We start from the raw sequence: 20,750 nt of genomic DNA, 5'->3' as shown, positions 1-20,750 counted from the left end.
CACCCCGAGGACACCATGCCCCTGCCCCTGACCGGCCGCCTGCTGCGGCCCGTCGGCACCGCCCTGCTGCTGCTCGCCTGCCACCACGCGGCGGCGGCGGACGTCGCCGCCGCCCCTGCGCCGGCCCCTGCGCCGGCCGCCGCCGCCGCCATGCCGCCACCCGCCGCCTTCTTCGACGCCGCCGCCATGAGCGGTGCCAAGCTGTCGCCCGACGGCCGCCACCTGGCCCTGCGCACGGCGGCCCCCGGCGCGCGCGCCCTGCTCGCCGTGGTCGAGCTGGCCACGCTGGAGCGGCGCGCAGTGGCCCAATTCAGCGACTTCGACGTCGCCGAGTTCGAGTGGGTCAATCCGCGCCGCCTGGTCTTCAACACCCGCGACTGGAGCCGCCCGCCCGGGGAGCCGGAGCTCAACCGTGGCCTCTACGCGGTCGACCGCGACGGCGCCAAGCTGCGCGTGCTGACCGAGGACCGCCACGCGCCGCCGCCCGGCCCGCTGGTCAAGCGCCACCTGCAGCCGGCCCATACCTACCTGCTCGGACAGGCCGGCGCCCAGGACTCCGACCGCATCTACGTGCGCCGCGCCGCCTTCAACGACAACACCGGCGACTTCAGCCACTGGGAGCTGGTGCAGCTCGATACCGTCAGCGGCGCCGCCAGCCGGGTGCCGCGCCCCGGCCCGGTGCACGAGTGGCTGCTCGACCAGGACGGCGCGCCGCGCCTGGCGCTGACCCGGCAGGACGGCCGCAGCGCCGTCCACTACCTCGACCCGGCCAAGGACGCTTGGCGCCAACTGGCCGAGTTCCCCGCCTACGCCTACGCGGCCGACTCCTACGCGCCGCTCGGCTTCGGTAGCGGCGGCAAACTCTACGTGCGCACCGACGCCGGCCGCGACAAGAGCGCCGTCTACTCCCTCGACCCGGCCAGCGGCAAGCTGGCCGCCGCGCCGCTGCTGTCCCTGCCCGACTACGACTTCGACGGCGCGCTGGTGCACCGCAATGGCCGCCTGCTGGGCCTGCGCGTGCTGTCCGACGCCCCCTCGATGGTCTGGCTGGACCCGGACATGCAGGCGCAGCAGCGCCGCGTCGACGCCCTGCTGCCCAACACCGTCAACCTGGTGTCGACGGCCGCGCAAGCCGACTCGCCGTGGCTGCTGGTCGAGTCCTACTCCGACACCGAGCCGGCCAGCTTCCTGTTGTTCGACCGCGCCAGCGGCAAGTTGAGCCTGCTCGGCCACAGCCGCCCGGCCATCGCGCCGGCGCGGATGGCGCCACGGCAACTGCTGCGCTATCCGGCGCGCGACGGCCTGAGCATCCCCGTCTGGCTGACCCTGCCGCCCGGCGCCACCAAGCCGCTACCGACGGTGCTGCTGGTGCACGACGGCCCGCAGCGGCGCGGCGCCGACTGGGGCTGGCACGCCGAGGCCCAGTTCCTCGCCTCGCGCGGCTACGCCGTGCTGCAGCCCGAGTACCGTGGCGGCCTGGGCTTCGGCACCCGGCACTTCCGCGCCGGCGCCAGGCAATGGGGCCTGGCGATGCAGGACGACCTGGCCGACGGCGCCCGTTGGGCCGTCGCCCAGGGCATCGCCGACCCCGGCCGCATCTGCCTGGCCGGCGCCGGCTACGGCGGCTACGCCACCCTGATGGGGCTGGCCAAGGAACCGGCGCTGTTCCGCTGCGGCGTGGCCTGGGCCGCCATCACCGACATCGGCCAGCTGTATTCCGGCCGCCACGGCGTACTGGCCGACACCAGCGACGACTGGCAGCGCTACGGCATGCCCGAGCTGGTCGGCGACCCGGTCAAGGACGCCGCCCAGTTCCAGGCCACCTCGCCGCTGGCCCAGGCGGCGCGCATCCGCCAACCGCTGCTGCTGGCCTACAGCGGCGCCGACCGCCGCGTGCCGCTCGCCGAAGGCGAGGCGTTCCACGCCGCCGTCAAGGCCGCCAACCCGCAAGTCGACTGGCTGCGCTACGACGGCGAGCAGGACGACTGGGCGCTGGCGCACACCCGCATCGACTTCTGGGGCCGCGTCGAGCGCTTCCTGGCCAAGCACATCGGGCCGCGCTAGGCGGCGCGAACAAGGCTACGCAGCGGCGCCGAAATGCGCTACGCTAGGGTGGCGCGGGCCGCCCGGCCGGCGCCATCCTTGAGGAGGAGTCGCGCATGTCGTCGGGAAAAATTCTGGTCGCACAGGGGGGCGGGCCGACCGCCGTCATCAACCAGTCGCTGGTCGGCGTGGCGCTCGAGGCGCGCCGCTTCCGCGACGTGAGCCGGGTCTACGGCGCGCGCCACGGCGTGCGCGGCATCGTCGACGAGGACTTCGTCGACCTGACCCAGGAGACCAGCCACAACCTCGAACTGGTCGCCGCCACGCCCTCGTCGGCGCTCGGCTCGACCCGCGACAAGCCCGACATCAAGTACTGCCAGGAGATCTTCCAGGTGCTGCGCGCCCACGAGATCGAGCACTTCTTCTACATCGGCGGCAACGACTCGTCCGACACCGTGCGCATCGTCAGCCTGGAGGCGGCCAAGGCCGGCTACCCGCTGCGCTGCGTGCACATCCCCAAGACCATCGACAACGACCTGGTCGGCAGCGACCACACCCCAGGCTTCCCCTCGGCGGCCCGCTTCGTCGCCCAGGCCTTCGCCGGCGCCAACCTGGACAACGCCGCCCTGCCCGGCGTCTACGTCGGCGTGGTGATGGGCCGCCACGCCGGCTTCCTCACCGCCGCCGCGGCGCTGGGCAAGAAGTTCCCCGACGACGGCCCGCATTTGATCTACCTGCCCGAGCGCGTCTTCGTGCTCGAACAGTTCCTGGCCGACGTCAAGGCCATGTACGCGCGCCACGGCCGCTGCGTGGTCGCCGTCTCCGAGGGCATCCACGACGCCGCCGGCCAGCCCATCGCCGCCCTGCTGGCCAAGGAACTCGAGCGCGACGCCCACGGCAACGTGCAGTTGTCGGGCAACGGCGCGCTGGCCGACCTGCTGTGCGAGGAGATCAAGGCCAGGCTGGGCATCAAGCGGGTGCGCGGCGACACCTTCGGCTACCTGCAGCGCTCCTTCATCGGCTGCGTCTCCGACGTCGACCAGCGCGAGGCGCGCGAGGTCGGCGAGAAGGCCGTGCAGTTCGCCATGTGGGGCCAGCGCGACGGCTCGGTGGCGATCCAGCGCACCGGCTTCTACTCGGTCGACTACGCCCTGCTGCCGCTGGAGGCGGTGGCCGGCAAGACGCGCACCATGGAGGACGAGTTCATCAGCGCCAGCGGCACCGACGTCACCGACGCCTTCCGCCTCTACCTGCGCCCGCTGCTCGGTTCCGGCATGCCGGACGCCTACCGCCTGCGCCCGGCGGCGGTGGAGAAGATCCTCAAACGCTAGCGGCCGGGCCTGGGCTAGGCGGCGTCTTTTTCGCCAAGAAAAATCGGCCGGACCGAGGCCGGATCGAGCGCCGCCTTCGCCAAGGCCAGACTGTGGCTGGTCTGCATGCTCATCCAGGATTCCGCCGAGCGGCCAAAGACCAACTGCAAACGCACGGCCATCTCGGGGGAGAGATCGGATTTACCAGCCAGCAATCTGCTGACGGCGGCGGTGGAGACACCGAGGCTGGCCGCTAAATCCTTCTGTGTCAGCCCGTGCGGTTCCATATAACTGACCTGCAGATACTCGCCTGGATGCATGGTGATCATGGTGCCTCCTTCATTGCGCATTGCGCAACACGTAACAATTGGAGCAAAAAATAACAAAGTCCAGCTTTGTTGTCGTACCTTCCGGCCCTGCCACGCGGTTTGATTTACCTTGGATGAAAAGTACCGCAGATCCCATTCGGCGTCAAACCTCTTCCAGGTCCCGGCAACGTCATGACGATCAAGAATCCACACAAGGCCTTCCTGCATCCAGGTTTGCGCCGATTCTGGCTTTCTGGCGCTCAGGATCTGAGCGGCATCTCGCCCACCTGGGCAAAAGCCCTGCGCTTGGCGCTGGTCCATTTGGACAGCGCCAAGAGTCTCGTCGACATCCAAGCCGCCTACGGCCGTATTAAGAACGTGAAGCTGTTGGCTGGCCACAATCGGCGCTATGCAATGGAGATCAACAGCAATTGGCGCCTCACCTTCAACTGCGACGACCCCAGCTCTGGCGAAGTCACACTGCTCGACATTGAGGACCTGCACCGGCGCGGCGGCGCTAAGCGCCACTAAGCGCCTATGCCGACCGCCTCGCCCGCGCGTCCGCTCAGGGGGTGTAGGCGCCGCAGCTGACCACGTAGCCGTCGACCTTGGTGAAGAACATGGTCTTCGGCTCGATCTTGCCGCTCACCGGGTTGAGGAAACGGTAATTGATCGAACCCTCGTTCTTGGTCTTGAGCACCTCGTTGCGCTGGCGCGCGATGTAGGTGCCGTCGGCGTCGCGCATCTCGCTGAGGTCCTTGCCGACCAGCTTTTGGTTGGCGCCGTGCGCCAGGTTGATGTTCTTGCCGTCGAGGATGGTCACATACAGGTCGCGGTCGACGAACTGGCCCTTCGGCTGGTTGACCTCGGCCACCGCCTTGTCGATGCCGTTCTTTTTCAGGTAGGCGGCCGCCTTGCGCACCATGGCCTGCGCCTCGTCCAAGGTAGCGTGCCCCTCGGCCGCGCCGGCGCCGTGCAAATAGCCGCCGGCCGCCAACAACAGGGCCGCGCGTAGAAATAGTCGTCGCATCATGTTTCGTCTCCAAGGTGAGTGTCTCGGCCCGGCCGCGCCTGCGCGGCGGGGTCCGCCACCGAGCTTACTCCTTGCCAAAAGGCAACTCCAGCACTGTTGGCGTGGCGTGGCGGTAAAGCAACAAACGGCGGCCGCGACGCCCGTGTGGTGCGAACTCAACAATATTCTCTCGCCCGGCCGGCCAGCGTGTGCCAGCACACGGAGCCGGCCGCGCCCTATCTCTACAGTGGGATGTGTCGGGGGGCCGCGCAGCGCCCACCCCGGCTCGACCGGCCAAACCTGGCCGGCACACTCACGGGGAAAACATGAAAACCACCACACTCTTTGCGGCATTGGCTCTGGCTTTGGGCAGCGGCGCCGTCTTGGCCAACGACATCCAGATCGACGCCGGTCTGCTGCCCCAGGACGCGTCGGCGCCGTTTGGCCACCTGTTCACCCACGACGTCGGCCTGTTCACCGACACCATCGACTTCACCGTGCCGACCGGCAGCCTGGGCTCGTCGGCCCACGCGCTCAACCTGATGCTCGGCTCGACCTCGATCTATGACATCAGCGCGCTGAGCTACTCGGTCTGGGGCGGCACCTCGGCCAGCGACACCGTCTGGTACGGCACCTTCCCCGGCAACAACATCTCCTACGACATCGGCCTGAGCACGCCCGGCGCCTACCACATCCGCGTCACCGGCAACGCCGACGGCGTCTACGGCGGCGCCTACGCCATCGCGCTGGTGTCCGGCGTGCCCGAGCCGGAAACCTACGGCATGCTGCTGGCCGGCCTCGGCCTGGTCGGCTTCGTCGCCCGCCGCCGCGCCGTCAAAACGGCCTGACGCCCGCCGTCCGCCCCGCCCCGGGCGCGGACGCAAAAACGGCCCGGACGCTGACGCGCACGGGCCGTTTTTTTATGCGGCGCGCGGCGCGCCGGGCGCGCCGCGCGCCGCCAAACGCTTAGATGACGGTGGTCTGGTGCTCGTCGCCGACGCGGGCGCGGATGCGGCCGATGCGCGAGACGGTCTCGCCGGCGGCCTGCAACTGGGCCACGGCGGCGTCCGCGTTCTCCTGCGAAACGATGACGGTCATGCCGATGCCGCAGTTGAAGACGCGGTGCATCTCGGCGTCGGCCACGCCGCCGTGCTGTTGCAGCCACTGGAACAGCGGCGGCATGGTCCACGCCGTCGAGTCCAGCTCGGCCACCAGGCCGGCCTGCAGCACGCGCGGGATGTTTTCCACCAGGCCGCCGCCGGTGATGTGCACCATGCCCTTGACCTCCATGCTGTCCATCAGCGCCAGCAGCGGCTTGACGTAGATGCGGGTCGGCTCCATCAGCACGTCGGCCAGCTTGCGGCCGTGGAAGTCGCCTTCCAGGTCCGGCTTGGCCACTTCGATGATCTTGCGCACCAGCGAGTAACCGTTCGAGTGCACGCCCGACGAGGCCAGGCCCAGCACCACGTCGCCCGGCACGATCTTGCTGCCGTCGATGATCTTGGATTTCTCCACCGCGCCGACGGCGAAGCCGGCCAGGTCGTACTCGCCGGCCGGGTACATGCTCGGCATTTCCGCCGTTTCGCCGCCGATCAGCGCGCAGCCGGCCAGCTCGCAGCCCTTGGCCACGCCCTTGATGACGTCGGTCGCGGTCGGCACGTCGAGTTTGCCGCAGGCGAAGTAGTCGAGGAAGAACAGCGGCTCGGCGCCCTGCACCAGGATGTCGTTGACGCTCATGGCGACCAGGTCGATGCCGACCGTGTCGTGGCGGTTCAGCTCGAAAGCGAGCTTGAGCTTGGTGCCGACGCCGTCGGTGCCGGACACCAGCACCGGCTCCTTGTACTTCTTGCTGATCTCGAACATGGCGCCGAAACCGCCCAGGCCGCCCATCACGCCCTCGCGCATGGTGCGCTTGGCAAACGGCTTGATCGCTTCGACTAAGGCGTCACCGGCGTCGATATCGACGCCGGCGTCACGGTAGGACAGGGAAACATTAGATGGTTGGCTCATGGTGTATTTGGCAGCGGAGGCGGTAAAATAGAAGGCGGAGACCGGAATTGCGCACATGCGGCGGGCGCAGACTCAAATCCGTTCAATCCGCTATTTTATCAAACTGCCCCGTCCATCAGCCTTTTTATTCCTCTTTTTAACCAGCCGAACTCTGAATCCATGCCATTTCCCCTCTCGCTAGAGCAAAAGCAAACGGCATTTTGGATCGCGGTATGGGGCGCATTCCTGCTCCTGCTGCTCGCTTTGGGCCCCGTGCTGACCCCTTTCCTGGCCGCCGCCATCCTCGCCTACGCCCTCAACCCGGGCGTCGACCGGCTCGACCACCTGCGCTTCCGCCGCTTCGACGTGCCCCGCCCGCTGGCCGTGGTGGTCGTCGTCGTGCTGTTCTTCTGCGCCATCGCCGCCCTGGTGTTGATCGTGGTGCCGGTGCTGCAGAAGGAGATTCCGCTGCTGCAGGCGCAGATTCCGGCCTTTTTGGCCAAGCTCAACGACCTGCTCGGCCCCCGTTTGCAGGAGCTCGGCCTCAAGGTGCGCCTCGACAGCGCCGGCATCAAGAAGATCGTCAGCCAGCAGATGGCCAGCAGCGGCGAGGCGATCTGGAGCGCCGTGCTGGCCTCGGCCCGCGTCGGCGGCACCGCCGTGCTGGGCTGGATCGCCACCGTGGTCTTGATCCCCGTGGTGCTGTTCTACCTGCTGCTCGACTGGCACCCGATGCTGGCGCGCGTCGCCGCCGCCGTGCCGCGCCGCTACATCGGCCGCACCCTGGCCATGGCCAACGAGGTCGACACCCTGCTGGCCCAGTACCTGCGCGGCCAGCTGCTGGTGATGCTGGTGCTGGCGGTGTACTACTCGGTCGGCCTGATGATCGCCGGCTTCGACGTCGCCCTGCCGGTCGGCATCATCACCGGCCTGCTGGTGTTCATCCCCTACCTCGGCTTCGGCCTGGGCCTGGTGCTGGCGCTGATCGCCGCCGTGCTGCAGTTTGCCGACTGGAGCGGCGTCATCGCCGTGGCCGCCATCTACGGCCTGGGCCAGGTCATCGAGGGCTTCTTCCTCACCCCGCGCCTGGTCGGCGAGCGCATCGGCCTCAATCCGCTGGCGGTGATCTTCGCCCTGCTGGCCTTCGGCCAGCTGTTCGGCTTCGTCGGCGTGCTGCTGGCTTTGCCCGCCTCGGCCATCTTAATGGTCGCTTTTAAGCACCTGCGCCGCCACTACCTGAGCAGCAGCTTCTATAATGCGTAACGTTACACAGAAAACGCATATGCAAACTATCAGGACAGGGCGAACGCCATGAAACAACTGGTGCTCGATTTAGGCGCAGACCAGGCGCACAGCCTCGAATCGTTCGAGGTGGGACAAAACGCCGAGGCGACCCAGCTGATGGGCCAGTTCGCCGCGCGCAGCTCGCGCGAGCACTTCGCCTACCTGTGGGGCGAGGCCGGCGTCGGCAAGAGCCACCTGCTCAAGGCGCTGGCCGACACCACGCACGGCGACAAGACGGCGCGCTACATCTCGCCGTTCTCGATCGAATCGGAGTTCGTCTACGTGCCCGAGGTCGACCTGTACCTGCTCGACGACTGCGAAAAGCTGTCGCCGGTGGCGCAGATCGACGCTTTCGCCCTGTTCAACGAGATCCGCGCCAACGGCGCCTTCATGGTCTGCAGCGGCGCCGTGGCGCCGGCCGTGCTGCCGGTGCGCGAGGACCTGCGCACGCGCATGGGCTGGGGCCTGATCTACCAGATCCACGGCCTGAGCGACGACGAGAAGGTGGCCGCCCTGAGCAGCGCCGCCGCCGCCCGCGGCTTGACGCTGTCGCCCGGCGTGTTACCCTACCTGCTGTCCCATTTTCGCCGCGACATGCGTTCGCTGTCGACCATGCTGGACTCGCTCGACCAGTATTCCCTTGAAACCCAACGTCCGATCACCCTGCCGCTGCTGCGCGAATGGCTGCAGGCGGAAGCGAAAGAATGATGAATCTCGCCCTATTTGACCTTGACCACACCCTGCTGCCGATCGACTCGGACCACGAGTGGGGCCAGTTCCTGGTGCGCATCGGCGCCGTCGACGGCGCCCAGTTCGCGCGCCGCAACGACGCCTTCTTCGCCCAGTACCAGGCCGGCACGCTCGACCCGGTCGAATACCTCGAGTTCTCGCTCGGCACCCTGGCGCGCTTTCCGCGCGCCGAACTCGACGCCATGCAGGCGCGCTTCATGGACGAGGTGATCCTGCCGGCCATCAAGCCGCAGGCGCGCGCCCTGCTGCAACGCCACGCCGACGCCGGCGACCTGGTGGCCATCGTCACCGCCACCAACCACTTCGTCACGGCACCCATCGCCAAGGCGCTGGGGGTGGACCACCTGATCGCCGCCATGCCGGAGTTCGACGACGCCGGCCGCCCCACCGGCAAGCTGCTCGGCACGCCGACCCAGGGCGCCGGCAAGGTCACCCACACGCGCGCCTGGCTGGCCGGTCTGGGCCACCGGCTCGAAGACTTCGAGACCAGCCACTTCTACAGCGACTCGCACAACGACCTGCCGCTGATGCAGCTGGTCAGCCACCCCGTCGCCACCAACCCCAACGCCGCGCTGAAAACGCACGCTTCAGCCCAAGGCTGGCCACTACTCGACCTATTCAATGATTAAGAAACTGATCCGCAAAATCCTGGGCACCAAAAACAAGGGCGGACGCGACGCCAACACCCCGGTGGTGCTCGGCCCGCAGGAGCACGGCATCGAGCCACGGCTGCTGTCGTCGAACGCGGTGCGCGTCACCAGCACCCTGCAGGAGGCCGGCTTCGAGGCCTTCGTGGTGGGCGGCGCGGTGCGCGACCTGCTGCTCGGCGTCAAGCCGAAGGACTTCGACATCGCCACCAACGCCACGCCCGAGCAGGTGCGCAAGCTGTTCCGCCGCGCCTTCATCATCGGCAAGCGCTTCCAGATCGTCCACGTCATGTTCGGCCAGGACCTGCTCGAGGTGACCACCTTCCGTGGCACCACCTCCGACTCGGCGCCCAAGGACGAACACGGCCGCGTGCTGCGCGACAACACCTTCGGCTCGCAGGCCGAGGACGCGGTGCGGCGCGATTTCACCATCAACGCCATGTACTACAACCCGGCCAACGAGCAGGTGCTGGACTACCACGGCGGCGTCGAGGACATCCGCGCCAAGACCCTGCGCATCATCGGCCAACCCGAGGCGCGCTTCCGCGAGGACCCGGTGCGCATGCTGCGCGTGGTGCGCTTCGCCGCCAAGCTCAAGTTCACCATCGAGCCGGCCACCGCCGCGCCGATCGCCGTCATGGCGCCGCTGATCAACAACGTGCCGGCCGCCCGCGTCTTCGACGAGATGCTCAAGTTGCTGATGAGCGGCCAGGCGCTGGCCTGCCTGCAGCAGCTGCGCAAGGAGGGCCTGCACCACGGCCTGCTGCCGCTGCTCGACGTGGTGCTCGAGCAGCCGCTCGGCGTCAAGTTCGTCACCCTGGCGCTCGATTCGACCGACGCCCGCATCGCCGCCGGCAAGACCGTCTCGCCCGGCTTCCTGTTCGCCTCCCTGCTGTGGCACCAGGTGCTGGAGAAGTGGACCGCCTACCGCGCCGCCGGCGAGCTGCCCATCCCCGCGCTGCACTTCGCGGCCGACGACGTGCTCGACTCGCAGACCGAAAAACTGGCGCTGCAACGCAAGATCGGCTCCGACATGCGCGACATCTGGTCGATGCAGCCGCGCTTCGAGCGGCGCAACGGCAAGTCGCCGCACAAGCTGCTCGAGCACCCGCGCTTCCGCGCCGGCTACGACTTCCTGCTGCTGCGCTGCGGCTCCGGCGAGATCGACGCCGAGCTGGGCGAATGGTGGACCGCCTTCTACGAGGGCGACGAGGCCACCCGCGACGACCTGGTCGCCAACGTCGGCCGCGCCCCCGAGGGCGCCAAGAAGAAGCGCGCGCCACGCCGTGGCGGTCGCGGCAAGGCCGCCATCGTCGGCGGCACCGGCAATCCGGACGGCGAAGGCGAATGAAGGCAGGGTTTGATCCCGTCGCAGGCCCAGTGGCGGCGGCGGCGGACGTCGTCGTCGCCTACATCGGCATCGGCGCCAACCTGGGCGACGCCCGCGCCAACGTGGTCGACGCGCTGGCCCGCCTGGCGCGCCTGCCCGGCTGCACGCTGCAGGCCGCCTCCGGCCACTACCGCAGCGCCCCCATCGACTCCAGCGGCGACGACTACATCAACGCCGTCGCCCGCATCGCCACCACCTTGGACGCCGAGCAGCTGCTGCAGGCGCTGCACGGCATCGAGCAGGCGCACGGCCGCGAGCGGCCCTACCGCAACGCCCCGCGCACGCTGGATTTGGACCTGCTGCTGTACGGCGCGCAGCGCATTTCCAGCGCCACGCTGACGGTGCCGCATCCGCGCCTCGCCGAGCGCGCCTTCGTGCTGGTGCCGCTGCTGGCACTGGCGCCGAACATCGACATCCCCGGCCTCGGCCCGGCGCAAGGCTACCTGGCCGGCGTCGCCGACCAGGCCATCGGCCTCCTCGACTAAGCCAGCATGCAAATTCCTGTCATCGTCCAAACCGTCGGCCTGCTGACGCTGTCGAACGTGTTCATGACCATCGCCTGGTACGGCCACCTGAAAAGCCTGTCGAGCAAGGCCTGGTGGATCGCCGCCCTGATCAGTTGGGGCATCGCCCTGTTCGAATACATGCTGCAGGTGCCGGCCAACCGCATCGGCTACAGCCAGTACAGCCTGGCGCAGCTGAAGATCATGCAGGAGGCGATCACGCTGACCGTGTTCGTCCCCTTCGCCATGTTCTACATGAACCAACCCTTCAAGCTGGACTACGTCTGGGCCGGGCTGTGCCTGGTCGGCGCCGTCTACTTCATTTTCCGCAGCTAGGGTAGCGAACCGGTCGGTTTGGCGCCCGCCGGCGGGCAAACCACAACAGGGCTACACTAGCGCCGTTAGCATTTTCTATTTTAAGGATTTACCATGTCTGCTTATTTGCAAGGCAACGAAATGGCGGCGAGCCAAAAGCCCGCCACCGCAACGACACCTGCGCCGGCCAAGCCGGTCGCGACCAAGGCTGTCACCGTCACCACGCTGGGCGCGCTGCGCGCCGCCGGTGAAAAAATCACCATGCTGACCTGCTACGACGCCAGCTTCGCCTCGTTGATGGACCGCTGCGGCGTGGAAGTGCTGCTGATCGGCGACTCGCTCGGCATGGTCTGCAACGGCCACCACTCGACGCTGCCGGTCACCGTGGCCGAACTGGCCTACCACACGGCCGCCGTGGCGCGCGGCAGCAAGTCGGCCATGATCGTCGCCGACCTGCCCTTCGGCGCCTACGGCACGCCCGAGCAAGCCTTCGCCAACGCCGTGCAGATCATGCAGGCCGGTGCCCACATGATCAAAATCGAAGGCGGCGCCTGGCTGGCCGAAACCGTGCGCTTCCTCACCGAGCGCGCCGTGCCCGTCTGCGCCCACATCGGCCTGACGCCGCAGTCGGTGCACCAGCTGGGCGGCTACAAGGTACAGGGCAAGACCACCGAAAGCGCCGACCAGCTGAAGGCCGACGCGCTGGCCCTGCAGGCGGCCGGCGCCTCGATGGTGGTGCTGGAGGCGATCCCCTCGCAGTTGGGCAAGGAAGTCACCGAGCTGCTGACCATGCCGACCATCGGCATCGGCGCCGGCCCGGACTGCTCCGGCCAGGTGCTGGTGATGCACGACCTGCTGGGCGTCTTCCCGGGCCGCAAAGCGCGCTTCGTGAAGAACTTCATGGAAGGCCAGACCAGCATCGACGCCGCCGTCGGCGCCTACGTCGCGGCGGTCAAGGACGGCAGCTTCCCGGCGCTGGAACACTGCTTCTGATTGTCCCGCGCCGTGGCGAAAGGGTCAGACCCTAGGGTCTGACCCTGGGCATCGGAGCGGTATCCGCACACCATCCCGCCCTACGCGAGCTCTCCCAAACACGCGTCGAGCACCGCCAGCAGCCGCGCCACATCCTCGGCGCCGGTCTGCGGACACACCAACAGCATGTTGTGGAAGGGCGTGATCAACAGCCCCCGGTTGAGCAGATACAGATGGATGATCTGCTCCAACTCGCCATCCAGCATGGCGCCGGCCTCGCTGCCGTTGCGCGGCGCCGTGGCGCCGAACTGGAACTCGGTGCGCGCGCCAACCCGCGTCACACACCAGGGCAGGCCATGCCGCGCGATGGCCGCGCGCAGGCCGTCGGCCAACTGCGCCGCCAACGCGAACATGTGTGCGTAGGCCTGCTCGGTCATCACCTGCTCCAGATTGGCGCGCATCGCCGCCATGGCGAACATGTTGGCGCTCAGCGTGGTGCCGACGCCGGAATGGCCGGCCGGCGCCGCGCGCTTGGCCCGCTCCACCCGCCGCGCCACCTCCTCCGAAAAACCGTACACCGCGCAGGGCACGCCGCCGGCTATCGGCTTGCCCAGCACCAGCGCGTCCGGCGCCATGCCGTGCTCGCGCGCATAGCCGCCCGGCCCGCTGCTGATGGTGTGCGTCTCGTCGATCACCAACAAGGTGCCGTGGCGCCGCAGGATCTGCTGCGCCGCCGCCCAGTAGCCCGGCTGCGGCAGCACCATGCCGATGTTGGTCATCACCGGCTCGGCCAGCACGCAGGCGACGTCGCCGCCGGCCAGCGCCGCCTCCAACGCGGCCAGGTCGTTGAACTCCACCACCACGGTGTGCTCGGTCAGCGCATACACCTGCCCCAGCAAACTATCGCGCTGCACCGGCAGGCCGTCGACCAGGTCGACAAACACGTCGTCGACGGTGCCGTGGTAGCAGCCGTTGAACACCAGGATCTTGTCGCGCCCGGTGGCGGCGCGCAGCCAGCGCAGCACGAAGCGGTTGGCGTCCGAGGCGGACAGGGCGAACTGCCAGAACGGCAGGCCGAAGCGGCGCGCCAGCTCGGCCGCCACCGGCGCCGCGTCCGGCGACGGCAGCATCGCCGTGTAGCCGCGCGTGGCCTGGCACGCGATGGCCTGCGCCACCGGCGCCGGCGCGTGGCCGAACATGGCGCCGGTGTCGCCCAGGCAGAAGTCGATGTAGTCGTGGCCGTCGGCGTCGCTGAAGCGCGCGCCGCTGGCCTCGGCCACGGTCAAGGCGAACGGCGTCGACCAGTCCTTCATCCAGTGCATCGGCACGCCGAACAGCAGGTGTTCGGCGGCCTGCCCGGCCAGCGCCTGCGAGGCCGGGTTGCGCGCCACGAAGGCGGCCCGCTCGCGCGCCGCCAGCGCCTGCGCGCGCGCCCAGTCGACGCCGTGTCTGATTGCTTGCGCCATGGCCGCCCCCTACACCAGCAGCATCAGGTGCTCGCGCTCCCACGAGCTGATGACCCGGCTGTAGGTGGCGAATTCGAGTTCCTTCACCTCGCAGAAGGCCTGCACGAACAGCTCGCCGAGGATTTCGCCGAGCGGCTGGCACTCGCGCAGGCGGACGATGGCGTCCTCCAGGTTGCGCGGCAGCTGGTCGTGCACGTGTTCGGCGCTGTCGGCGGTCGGCTCGGACGGCGTCAGGCCGTCGCGCATGCCGAGATAGCCGCAGGCCAGCGTGGCCGCCATCGCCAGGTAGGGATTGACGTCGACGCCGGGCACGCGGTTCTCCACGCGTCGATTCAGCGGCGCCGAGTTGGGGATGCGGATGCCGCAGGTGCGGTTGTCGTAGCCCCAATGCACATTGGTCGGCGCCGACATGAAGCGCGACAGTCGGCGGTAGGAGTTGACGTGCGGCGCCAGCAGCAGCGTGGCCGGCGCCGTGTACTTCTCCAGCCCGGCGATGTAGTGGAAGAACAGCGCGCTGGCGCCGCCGTCGGCGTCGCTGAAGATGTTGGCGCCCGTGGCGCTATCGAGCACGCTCTGGTGGATGTGCATGGCGCTGCCCGGCTCGGCCTCCATCGGCTTGGCCATGAAGGTGGCGAAGATGCCGTGGCGTAGCGCCGTCTCGCGCACCGCGCGCTTGAACAGGAAGACGCGGTCGGCCAGCTCCAGCGCGTCGCCGTGGCTGAAGTTGATCTCCATCTGGCCGGCGCCGGCCTCGTGGATCAAGGTCTCCACGCCCAGCGAGTGCTGCTTGCAGAAGCTCGACAGCTCGAGGAAGAAGGGGTCGAAGTCGTTCACCGCGTCGATCGAATACGACTGCCGGCCCGACTCGGTCTTGCCGCTGCGGCCCAGCGGCGGCACCAGCGGCTCGTGCGGGTTGGCGCTGCGCGCCACCAGGTAGAACTCCATCTCCGGCGCCACCACCGGCTGCCAGCCGCGCTCCGCGTACAGCGCCAGCACCTTGCGCAGCACCGCGCGCGGCGACAGGCCGACCGGGCTGCCGTCGAAGTTCTGGCAGTCGTGGATCACCAGCGCGACCGACTCGGCCGCCCACGGCACCTGGCGCAGGGTGGCCAGGTCGGGCACGCAGATCATGTCCGGGTCGGTGGCGCCGACGTAGGGCAGATTGTTGGGCTGCTCGCCGTTGACGGTGTTGAGCAGCACGCTCTTCGGCAGCCGCATCTCGCCCTCGCTGAGGAACAAGTCCTTCGGCAGTATCTTGCCCCGGGCGATACCGGTCATGTCGGCGATCACGCACTCCACCTCGTGGATATTGCGCTCGCGCAGAAAGTCGCGCATGGCTTGGTTCATCTCTACTCTCTTGGTTTAGAAGCGGTCTTGGTTTAGAAGCGGTCCAGATAGCGCTTGGTCTCCCAGGCGCTGACATGCTGGCTGTACTCGTTCCACTCGGCGCTTTTCAGCGCGGCGAACTCCGCCACCAAGGCTTTGCCCAGCGCGGCAGCCAGCACCTCGTCGGCCTTCAGCGCGGCGGCGGCCTCGCCCAGGTTCTGTGGCAGCATATGCAAGCCCAGCTCGGCGCGCGCCGCGTCGGACAGCTCGTAGACGTCGTGGTTGACCGGCTCGCCCGGATCGAGCCGCTGCTCGATGCCGTCCAGGCCGGCGGCGATCACGCCGGCCAGCGCCAGGTAGGGATTGGCCGAGCTGTCGGGCAGGCGCCATTCGACGCGCTGGTAGACCACCCGCGCCACCGTGGTGCGGTTGTTGTCGCCGTAGCCGATGAAGGAAGGCGCCCAACTGGTGCCGGACAGCGAACGGCCGCACATCAAGCGCTTGTACGAATTGACGGTGGGCGCGCACAAGGCGGTCAAGGCCGGCGCGTGCAGCAGCAGGCCGGCCATGAAATGATACGCATTTTTAGACAGACCAAGTCCACGCACATCATCTTCCGCCGCGAAGACCGGCTTGCCGTCGGCGTCCGCCAGCGACAGGTGGAAATGCAGGCCGCTGCCGGGCCGGTCGGCGAAGGGCTTGGGCATCATCGAGAACAGCAGGCCCTCCTCCTCGGCGATGTGCTGGGCCGCCATCTTGAACAGCATGAAGTTGTCGGCCGCCTTGAGCGCGTCGGCGTAGCGGTAGTTGACCTCGAACTGGCCAGTGGCGTCCTCGTGGTCGATCTGGAACACGCCCAGGCCGCAGGCGTCCAGCGAGGTGCTCAGCTTGTCGAGAAAGCCGCGTTGGCGCAGCAGGCTCTTGCTGTCGTAGGACGGTTTTTCCAGCATGTCGGCGGCCTCGGAGTCGTAGCCGTTCGGGCCTTTTTGCAGCAGGAAGAACTCCGGCTCCAGGCCGGCGTTCAGGGTCCAGCCGTGCGCCGCCAAACGCTCGACCTGGCGTCGCAGCACCTGGCGCGGACACAGCTCGAAGGGCTGGCCGGCCACATGCCCGTCCAGCACCACGCGGGCGTAGCCGGGCAGCCAGGGCATGGGCTGCAAGGTGCTCAGGTCGGCGCGGCCGTAGTACTCCGAGCGCGGCCCGTTGCGCGGCAGGCCGGTGCCCCAGATCGACGGGCCGGAAAAACCGGCGCCGGGATGGACGATGTCGTCCAGATGGGCCAGCGGGATCAGCTTGCCCTTGGCCGCGCCGTGGATGTCGGTGAACTGCGCGAAGACATACTTGATGCCCTGCGCGGCCAGTTCGGACGGGTGGTCGTTAGTGTTCATTGCTTCTATCTTGCTCATGTTTTCTGCCAGGATGCGATGAGATTGGATCAGACGGGGACGCCGAGTCCCTAGGGTCAGACCCTAGGGTCTGACCCTAGGGTCTGACCCTGCCGATAGAGACCTAGCCGATCTGAATCCAGGTCGTCTTCAACTCGGTGTACTTGTCGAAGGCGTGCAGCGACTTGTCGCGGCCGTTGCCGGACTGCTTGTAGCCGCCGAAGGGCACGGTGATGTCGTCGCCGTCGTACTGGTTGACGTGCACCGTGCCGGCGCGCAGCGCCCGCGCCGTCTGGATCGCCTTGCTGATGTCCGAGGTCCACACCGCCGCCTGCAAACCGTAGGGCGTGGCGTTGGCCTGCCGCACCGCCTCGCGCACGTCGGTGAACGACAGCACCGACAGCACCGGCCCGAAGATCTCCTCGCGGGCGATGGTCATCGAGCTGTCGACCTGGTCGAACAAGGTCGGCTCGACGTAGAAGCCGCCGCTCTCGCCGCGCGCCTGGCGCCCGCCCGACAGCAGCTTGGCGCCGTCGTTCTTGCCGGCCTCGATGTAGCCCATCACGGTTTTCAGCTGGGTGGCGTCGACGATGGCGCCCATCACGGTGGCCTCGTCGAGCGGATCGCCGGGCTGGAAGTCCGGCATCATCGCCAGCGCCTTCTCCAGGAAGCGCTCCTTGATGGACTCCTCGACGAACAGCCGCGACGGCGCGTTGCAGCTCTCGCCCTGGTTGAAGTAGATAGCCCCGATGGCCGAGGCCACCGCCGCGTCCAGGTCCGGGCAGTCGGCGCAGACGATGTTGGCCGACTTGCCGCCCAACTCGGTCCAGGCCCGCTTCAGGTTGGACTGGCCGGCCATCTGCAGGATCTGCTTGCCGGTGCGGGTCGAGCCGGTGAAGCCGATGCAGTCGACGTCCATGTGCAGCGCCAGCGCGGCGCCGGCCTCGTGGCCAAAGCCGGGCAGCACGTTGAACACGCCGGGCGGAATGCCCGCCTCCAGCGCGATGTCGGCCAGGCGCAGCGCCGTCAGCGGCGACTTCTCCGACGGCTTGAGCACCACGCTGTTGCCGGCGGCCAGGGCCGGCGCGATCTTCCACGCCGCCATGATCATCGGGTAGTTCCACGGCACGATGGCCGCCACCACGCCGACCGGCTCGCGGGTGATCAGCGCCAGGCTGTTGGCGGCGGTCGGCGCGATCTCGTCGTAGATCTTGTCGATCGCCTCGCCGTACCAACGCAGCGTGTTGGCCGTGGCGCCCACGTCCACGCTCTGGCTGTACTTGATCGGCTTGCCCATGTCCAGCGTCTCAAGCAGCGCCAGCTCGGCGCCGTGCTGCTGCACCAGGTCGGCGAACTTGATCAGCACGCGCTTGCGCTGCGCCGGCGACTTGCCGGCCCAGCGGCCGTCGTCGAAGGCGGCCCGCGCGGCGGCCACAGCCGCGTCGACGTCGGCGCCGTCGCAGCGCGCCACCGCGCCCAGGTTGCGGCCGTCGATCGGCGACAGGTTGTCGAAGCGCTGCTCCGATTTGGCCCACACGCGCTGGCCGCCGATGAAGGCGCGGCCGTCGATCTGCTGCGCGGCGGCGCGCTCATGCCATAAAGTTGTAGTCATACCCACCTCCAAAAATCTTAGAAACTGACCACGGTCGAGACACCCAGCACGTGGTTGTCGCGACGGTACTCGTCGTCCGAGGTCTTGAACACCTTGGCCGACGAGCGGTCGTAGCGGTACTCGCCCTTGACGTTCACGCCCGGCATCAGCGCGTAGTTCACGCCCAGCGACAGCGCGTAGCGGTTGCTGCCCACCGAAGGGTCGGCCACCACCCAGCCGCTGCCGTCGAAGACCATGCCGGAGCCGAAGCCGTTGCGGCCGTCCGGGCAGTTGGCGTCGGCGCCGGTGACGTCCTTGCAAACGCCGCCGAAGGTCGAGCCGAACACACCGCCGCCGTTGCTCTTGTTGTTGATGTAGTCGAAGCGGCCGATGGTCTCGAAGCGCGGCGTGACCTTGTAGGCGGCCAGCGCGGACAGGCCCCACCAGTGCGAACGCTCGCCGCTGTAGCCGTTGCTCGGCGTCGCCTTCTGCCGGCCGTAGGACAGCTGGCCCTGCACGTTCCATTCGCCACGGTTGAAGTAGCCGTCCACCTCGACCAGGTCGGTGCGGCCGAACTGCGCCTTGTCGTCGAAGCCGGAGTGGATGCCGGAGAAGCCGAAGCCGCTGAACTCGCCCTTGGCGTAGTCGACGCGGTAGAACAGGCCCGGCGTCTCCTGCTTGGCGGTGTCGATGCGCGAGCGGTTCAGGTTCCCCAGCAGGATCTTGGTGTCCCACTGGCCGCGTACCAGTTCGACCCCGGCGCCGGTGTAGAAGTTCGCGGCGGAGAAGTCGAACAGCAGGTTGTGGGTGATCAGCTTGTTGCCGGTCGACGGGATCAGCTCATAGCCGGTCCAGTCGGCCCACTGGCCGCCGATCAGCCGCGTGTTCAGGTCGCCCAGCGGCACCATCACCGTGGCCTCGTGCACCAGGCTGCCGAAGTTGTAGCCGGCGCCGGCGCCCTTGCTCGGCATCATGGACAGCTTGACCTTGGTGCCGCCCTCCAGCTCCTTCTCGAAGTTCAGCATGGCGCTGCCGAAGAAGGTGTTGTCGTAGCCGAAGCTCTCGCCGGAGCCGTTGACCGAGCTGTTGTTGTTGAAGAAGACGAAGCTCGAGGTTTTGGCGTTGCGGTTGTAGATGTAGGTCGGGTCGACATAGCCGGAGATCTTCACACCCTTGAAGCCGCTGGCCTCGTTGGAATCCTCCAGCGCCTCGGTCTTGATGCGGATGCGGTTGAACTCGGCCACGTCGACGCCGTTTTCGGCGGCCTTGTCGGCCTTGGCGACGGCGGCCACCGCCTGCGTGTTGGCCTCGGCCGCCTTGCTGCTGGCGGCCTGCGCCTGGCTGTTGGCCAGCACGGCCTGGCCGCCGACCTTCTCGATCATCGCCTCCAGGCGTTTGACCTGGCTCTTCAAGGCGTCCAACTCGGCCTTCAATTCCTTGGTGCTCTGCGCCATGGCGACGGCTGGATAGGCGATGACGATGGCGACGACAATTTTCTTCAACAAGTGCATGACTAATCCCCTTTTTCTTGGTTCTTGATGCTTGATGGATGAATGCGGTACGGTGGGGTCAGTGCCGACATTCGGACATTCACGCGGTGAATGTCCGAATGTCGGCACTGACCCCGCTTGCTACTCGGCCTTGGCGGCCGCCTGCACCTGCTTCTGGCGCAGCCGTTCGTTGCGCGCCATCCAGATGCTGGAGGCGATCACGGCGACGGTCACCGCCAAAATCGTCAGCGCGGCGACGGCGTTGACGCGCGGGTCCAGACCCAGGCGGGCGCGCGAGAAAATCACGATCGGCATCGTCGACGAGCCGGGGCCGGACAGGAAGGCCGACAGCACCACGTCGTCCAGCGACAAGGTGAACGTCAGCAGCCAGGCCGAGGCCAAGGCCTGCGTGATGTTGGGCAGCGTGACCAGGAAGAACACCTGGTGCGGCTTGCAGCCCAGGTCCATCGCCGCCTCTTCCAGCGACTTGCTCATCTCCTGCAAACGCGACTGCACCACCACCGCCGCGTAGGCCATGCCGAGCAGCGTATGCCCCAGCCAGATGGTCATCATGCCGCGCTCGGGGAAGCCGAACACCTTCTGCACCGACACCAGCATCAGCAGCAGCGACAGGCCGATGATCACCTCCGGCATCACCAGCGGCGCGCTGACCATGCCCGAGAACAGCGTGCGGCCGAAGAAGCGCTGGTAGCGGTTCAAGGTGAACGCGGCGAAGGTGCCCAGCACCACCGAGGCGCAGGCCGTCAACACGGCGATCTTGATCGACAGGCCGAAGCCGCTGATGATCTCCGTGTCGTTCATCAGCTCCATGTACCAGCGCACGGAGAAGCCGCTCCACACCATGTCCTGCCGCGAGCTGTTGAACGAGAAGACGATCAACACCAAAATCGGCAGGTAGAGGAAGACATAGCCGAGCGACAGCCAGCCACGGCCGAACCAACGTTGGAT

Annotated in this window: 20 protein-coding genes; 11 read left to right on the top strand and 9 right to left on the bottom strand. The window is 67.9% G+C overall.

All coding sequences use genetic code 11. The annotated features are described in order from the left end of the window. Nucleotides 1–15 precede the first annotated feature (15 nt). Nucleotides 16–2,064, top strand: coding sequence for an alpha/beta hydrolase family protein (locus BM252_RS00115; protein WP_093381976.1), 2,049 nt, complete (start codon nt 16–18; stop codon nt 2,062–2,064). Between the two features lie 95 nt (nt 2,065–2,159). Next, nucleotides 2,160–3,374 carry a 6-phosphofructokinase gene (locus BM252_RS00110; RefSeq protein WP_093381975.1) on the top strand — a complete coding sequence of 405 codons (1,215 nt, stop codon included), beginning with the start codon at nt 2,160–2,162 and terminating at the stop codon, nt 3,372–3,374. A gap of 14 nt (nt 3,375–3,388) precedes the next feature. On the opposite strand, the gene BM252_RS00105 is transcribed toward BM252_RS00110, so the two are convergent. Continuing rightward, a complete protein-coding gene (locus BM252_RS00105) occupies nt 3,389–3,682 on the bottom strand; it encodes a HigA family addiction module antitoxin (RefSeq protein ID WP_217429851.1) in 294 nt (97 codons plus the stop codon). 171 nt (nt 3,683–3,853) lie between these two features. Here BM252_RS00105 and BM252_RS00100 point away from each other — a divergent pair, with 171 nt between their 5' ends. Beyond that, a complete protein-coding gene (locus BM252_RS00100; protein ID WP_093381973.1) occupies nt 3,854–4,192 on the top strand; it encodes a type II toxin-antitoxin system RelE/ParE family toxin in 339 nt (112 codons plus the stop codon). A 34-nt stretch (nt 4,193–4,226) separates the two neighbouring features. On the opposite strand, the gene BM252_RS00095 is transcribed toward BM252_RS00100, so the two are convergent. Continuing rightward, nucleotides 4,227–4,694, bottom strand: a complete 468-nt coding sequence (locus BM252_RS00095; protein ID WP_245774009.1) for a cache domain-containing protein — start codon at nt 4,692–4,694, stop codon at nt 4,227–4,229. 305 nt (nt 4,695–4,999) lie between these two features. Here BM252_RS00095 and BM252_RS00090 point away from each other — a divergent pair, with 305 nt between their 5' ends. Continuing rightward, nucleotides 5,000–5,521 carry an FxDxF family PEP-CTERM protein gene (locus tag BM252_RS00090; protein ID WP_093381972.1) on the top strand — a complete coding sequence of 174 codons (522 nt, stop codon included), beginning with the start codon at nt 5,000–5,002 and terminating at the stop codon, nt 5,519–5,521. 118 nt (nt 5,522–5,639) lie between these two features. Here the strand turns inward: BM252_RS00090 and purM are convergent, their stop codons facing one another. Continuing rightward, nucleotides 5,640–6,683: a phosphoribosylformylglycinamidine cyclo-ligase gene (gene purM / locus BM252_RS00085; protein ID WP_093383190.1), complete on the bottom strand. Its 1,044-nt coding sequence runs from the start codon at nt 6,681–6,683 to the stop codon at nt 5,640–5,642. A gap of 159 nt (nt 6,684–6,842) precedes the next feature. On the opposite strand from purM, the gene BM252_RS00080 reads away from it, so the two are divergent. The 7 genes from BM252_RS00080 to panB all read left to right on the top strand — a co-directional run bounded on the left by BM252_RS00080 (nt 6,843) and on the right by panB (nt 12,544). Further along, a complete protein-coding gene (locus BM252_RS00080) occupies nt 6,843–7,925 on the top strand; it encodes an AI-2E family transporter (protein WP_093381970.1) in 1,083 nt (360 codons plus the stop codon). Nucleotides 7,926–7,973: 48 nt separating this feature from the next. After that, a complete protein-coding gene (gene hda, locus BM252_RS00075) occupies nt 7,974–8,654 on the top strand; it encodes a DnaA regulatory inactivator Hda (RefSeq protein ID WP_093381968.1) in 681 nt (226 codons plus the stop codon). Beyond that, nucleotides 8,654–9,325 carry a histidinol-phosphatase gene (locus BM252_RS00070; RefSeq protein WP_093381966.1) on the top strand — a complete coding sequence of 224 codons (672 nt, stop codon included), beginning with the start codon at nt 8,654–8,656 and terminating at the stop codon, nt 9,323–9,325. The genes hda and BM252_RS00070 overlap by 1 nt, the downstream gene beginning before the upstream one ends. Continuing rightward, on the top strand, nt 9,318–10,694 hold the full coding sequence (pcnB, locus tag BM252_RS00065) for a polynucleotide adenylyltransferase PcnB (RefSeq protein ID WP_093381963.1): 1,377 nt from the start codon (nt 9,318–9,320) through the stop codon (nt 10,692–10,694). Before BM252_RS00070 ends, pcnB begins: the two co-directional genes overlap by 8 nt. Beyond that, on the top strand, nt 10,691–11,218 hold the full coding sequence (folK, locus tag BM252_RS00060) for a 2-amino-4-hydroxy-6-hydroxymethyldihydropteridine diphosphokinase (RefSeq protein WP_093381962.1): 528 nt from the start codon (nt 10,691–10,693) through the stop codon (nt 11,216–11,218). Before pcnB ends, folK begins: the two co-directional genes overlap by 4 nt. 6 nt (nt 11,219–11,224) lie before the next feature. Beyond that, the gene (locus BM252_RS00055; protein ID WP_093381961.1) at nt 11,225–11,572 is read left to right on the top strand and encodes a DMT family protein; all 348 of its coding nucleotides are present in this window, start codon (nt 11,225–11,227) and stop codon (nt 11,570–11,572) included. Nucleotides 11,573–11,665: 93 nt separating this feature from the next. Further along, nucleotides 11,666–12,544: a 3-methyl-2-oxobutanoate hydroxymethyltransferase gene (panB, locus tag BM252_RS00050; protein WP_245774008.1), complete on the top strand. Its 879-nt coding sequence runs from the start codon at nt 11,666–11,668 to the stop codon at nt 12,542–12,544. A gap of 80 nt (nt 12,545–12,624) precedes the next feature. Here panB and BM252_RS00045 read toward each other — a convergent pair whose 3' ends face one another. The 6 genes from BM252_RS00045 to BM252_RS00020 form a co-directional block, all read right to left on the bottom strand. Then, a complete protein-coding gene (locus tag BM252_RS00045) occupies nt 12,625–13,989 on the bottom strand; it encodes an aspartate aminotransferase family protein (RefSeq protein ID WP_093381959.1) in 1,365 nt (454 codons plus the stop codon). Nucleotides 13,990–13,998: 9 nt separating this feature from the next. Continuing rightward, nucleotides 13,999–15,336: a glutamine synthetase family protein gene (locus BM252_RS00040; protein ID WP_093381958.1), complete on the bottom strand. Its 1,338-nt coding sequence runs from the start codon at nt 15,334–15,336 to the stop codon at nt 13,999–14,001. Between the two features lie 32 nt (nt 15,337–15,368). Beyond that, nucleotides 15,369–16,703, bottom strand: a complete 1,335-nt coding sequence (gene glnT / locus BM252_RS00035) for a type III glutamate--ammonia ligase (RefSeq protein ID WP_093381956.1) — start codon at nt 16,701–16,703, stop codon at nt 15,369–15,371. A gap of 121 nt (nt 16,704–16,824) precedes the next feature. Continuing rightward, the gene (locus tag BM252_RS00030) at nt 16,825–18,312 is read right to left on the bottom strand and encodes an aldehyde dehydrogenase (protein ID WP_093381953.1); all 1,488 of its coding nucleotides are present in this window, start codon (nt 18,310–18,312) and stop codon (nt 16,825–16,827) included. 17 nt (nt 18,313–18,329) lie between these two features. After that, entirely contained in the window at nt 18,330–19,802 is a 1,473-nt protein-coding gene (locus BM252_RS00025; protein WP_093381951.1) for a DUF3138 family protein, read from the bottom strand. A 120-nt stretch (nt 19,803–19,922) separates the two neighbouring features. Further along, a partial coding sequence (locus BM252_RS00020; protein WP_245774007.1) for an ABC transporter permease occupies nt 19,923–20,750 on the bottom strand: 828 nt, incomplete at its 5' end.

Source organism: Rugamonas rubra, from assembly GCF_900114705.1.
Lineage (GTDB): Bacteria > Pseudomonadota > Gammaproteobacteria > Burkholderiales > Burkholderiaceae_D > Rugamonas > Rugamonas rubra.
The sequence above is the reverse complement of the archived record's forward strand: the minus strand, read 5'-3'. Positions and strand labels throughout refer to the sequence as shown.

Bases quoted from the DNA above. Each gene is read 5' to 3' on its own strand.
- hda (WP_093381968.1), top strand. From the start codon at position 7,974: ATGAAACAACTGGTGCTCGATTTAGGCGCAGACCAGGCGCACAGCCTC.
- BM252_RS00090 (WP_093381972.1), top strand. From the start codon at position 5,000: ATGAAAACCACCACACTCTTTGCGGCATTGGCTCTGGCTTTGGGCAGC.
- glnT (WP_093381956.1), bottom strand. From the start codon at position 16,703: ATGAACACTAACGACCACCCGTCCGAACTGGCCGCGCAGGGCATCAAG.
- BM252_RS00115 (WP_093381976.1), top strand. From the start codon at position 16: ATGCCCCTGCCCCTGACCGGCCGCCTGCTGCGGCCCGTCGGCACCGCC.
- BM252_RS00045 (WP_093381959.1), bottom strand. From the start codon at position 13,989: ATGGCGCAAGCAATCAGACACGGCGTCGACTGGGCGCGCGCGCAGGCG.
- folK (WP_093381962.1), top strand. From the start codon at position 10,691: ATGAAGGCAGGGTTTGATCCCGTCGCAGGCCCAGTGGCGGCGGCGGCG.
- BM252_RS00025 (WP_093381951.1), bottom strand. From the start codon at position 19,802: ATGCACTTGTTGAAGAAAATTGTCGTCGCCATCGTCATCGCCTATCCA.
- BM252_RS00070 (WP_093381966.1), top strand. From the start codon at position 8,654: ATGAATCTCGCCCTATTTGACCTTGACCACACCCTGCTGCCGATCGAC.
- BM252_RS00110 (WP_093381975.1), top strand. From the start codon at position 2,160: ATGTCGTCGGGAAAAATTCTGGTCGCACAGGGGGGCGGGCCGACCGCC.
- BM252_RS00105 (WP_217429851.1), bottom strand. From the start codon at position 3,682: ATGATCACCATGCATCCAGGCGAGTATCTGCAGGTCAGTTATATGGAA.
- BM252_RS00030 (WP_093381953.1), bottom strand. From the start codon at position 18,312: ATGACTACAACTTTATGGCATGAGCGCGCCGCCGCGCAGCAGATCGAC.
- BM252_RS00040 (WP_093381958.1), bottom strand. From the start codon at position 15,336: ATGAACCAAGCCATGCGCGACTTTCTGCGCGAGCGCAATATCCACGAG.
- BM252_RS00095 (WP_245774009.1), bottom strand. From the start codon at position 4,694: ATGATGCGACGACTATTTCTACGCGCGGCCCTGTTGTTGGCGGCCGGC.
- panB (WP_245774008.1), top strand. From the start codon at position 11,666: ATGTCTGCTTATTTGCAAGGCAACGAAATGGCGGCGAGCCAAAAGCCC.
- BM252_RS00080 (WP_093381970.1), top strand. From the start codon at position 6,843: ATGCCATTTCCCCTCTCGCTAGAGCAAAAGCAAACGGCATTTTGGATC.
- BM252_RS00100 (WP_093381973.1), top strand. From the start codon at position 3,854: ATGACGATCAAGAATCCACACAAGGCCTTCCTGCATCCAGGTTTGCGC.
- BM252_RS00055 (WP_093381961.1), top strand. From the start codon at position 11,225: ATGCAAATTCCTGTCATCGTCCAAACCGTCGGCCTGCTGACGCTGTCG.
- pcnB (WP_093381963.1), top strand. From the start codon at position 9,318: ATGATTAAGAAACTGATCCGCAAAATCCTGGGCACCAAAAACAAGGGC.
- purM (WP_093383190.1), bottom strand. From the start codon at position 6,683: ATGAGCCAACCATCTAATGTTTCCCTGTCCTACCGTGACGCCGGCGTC.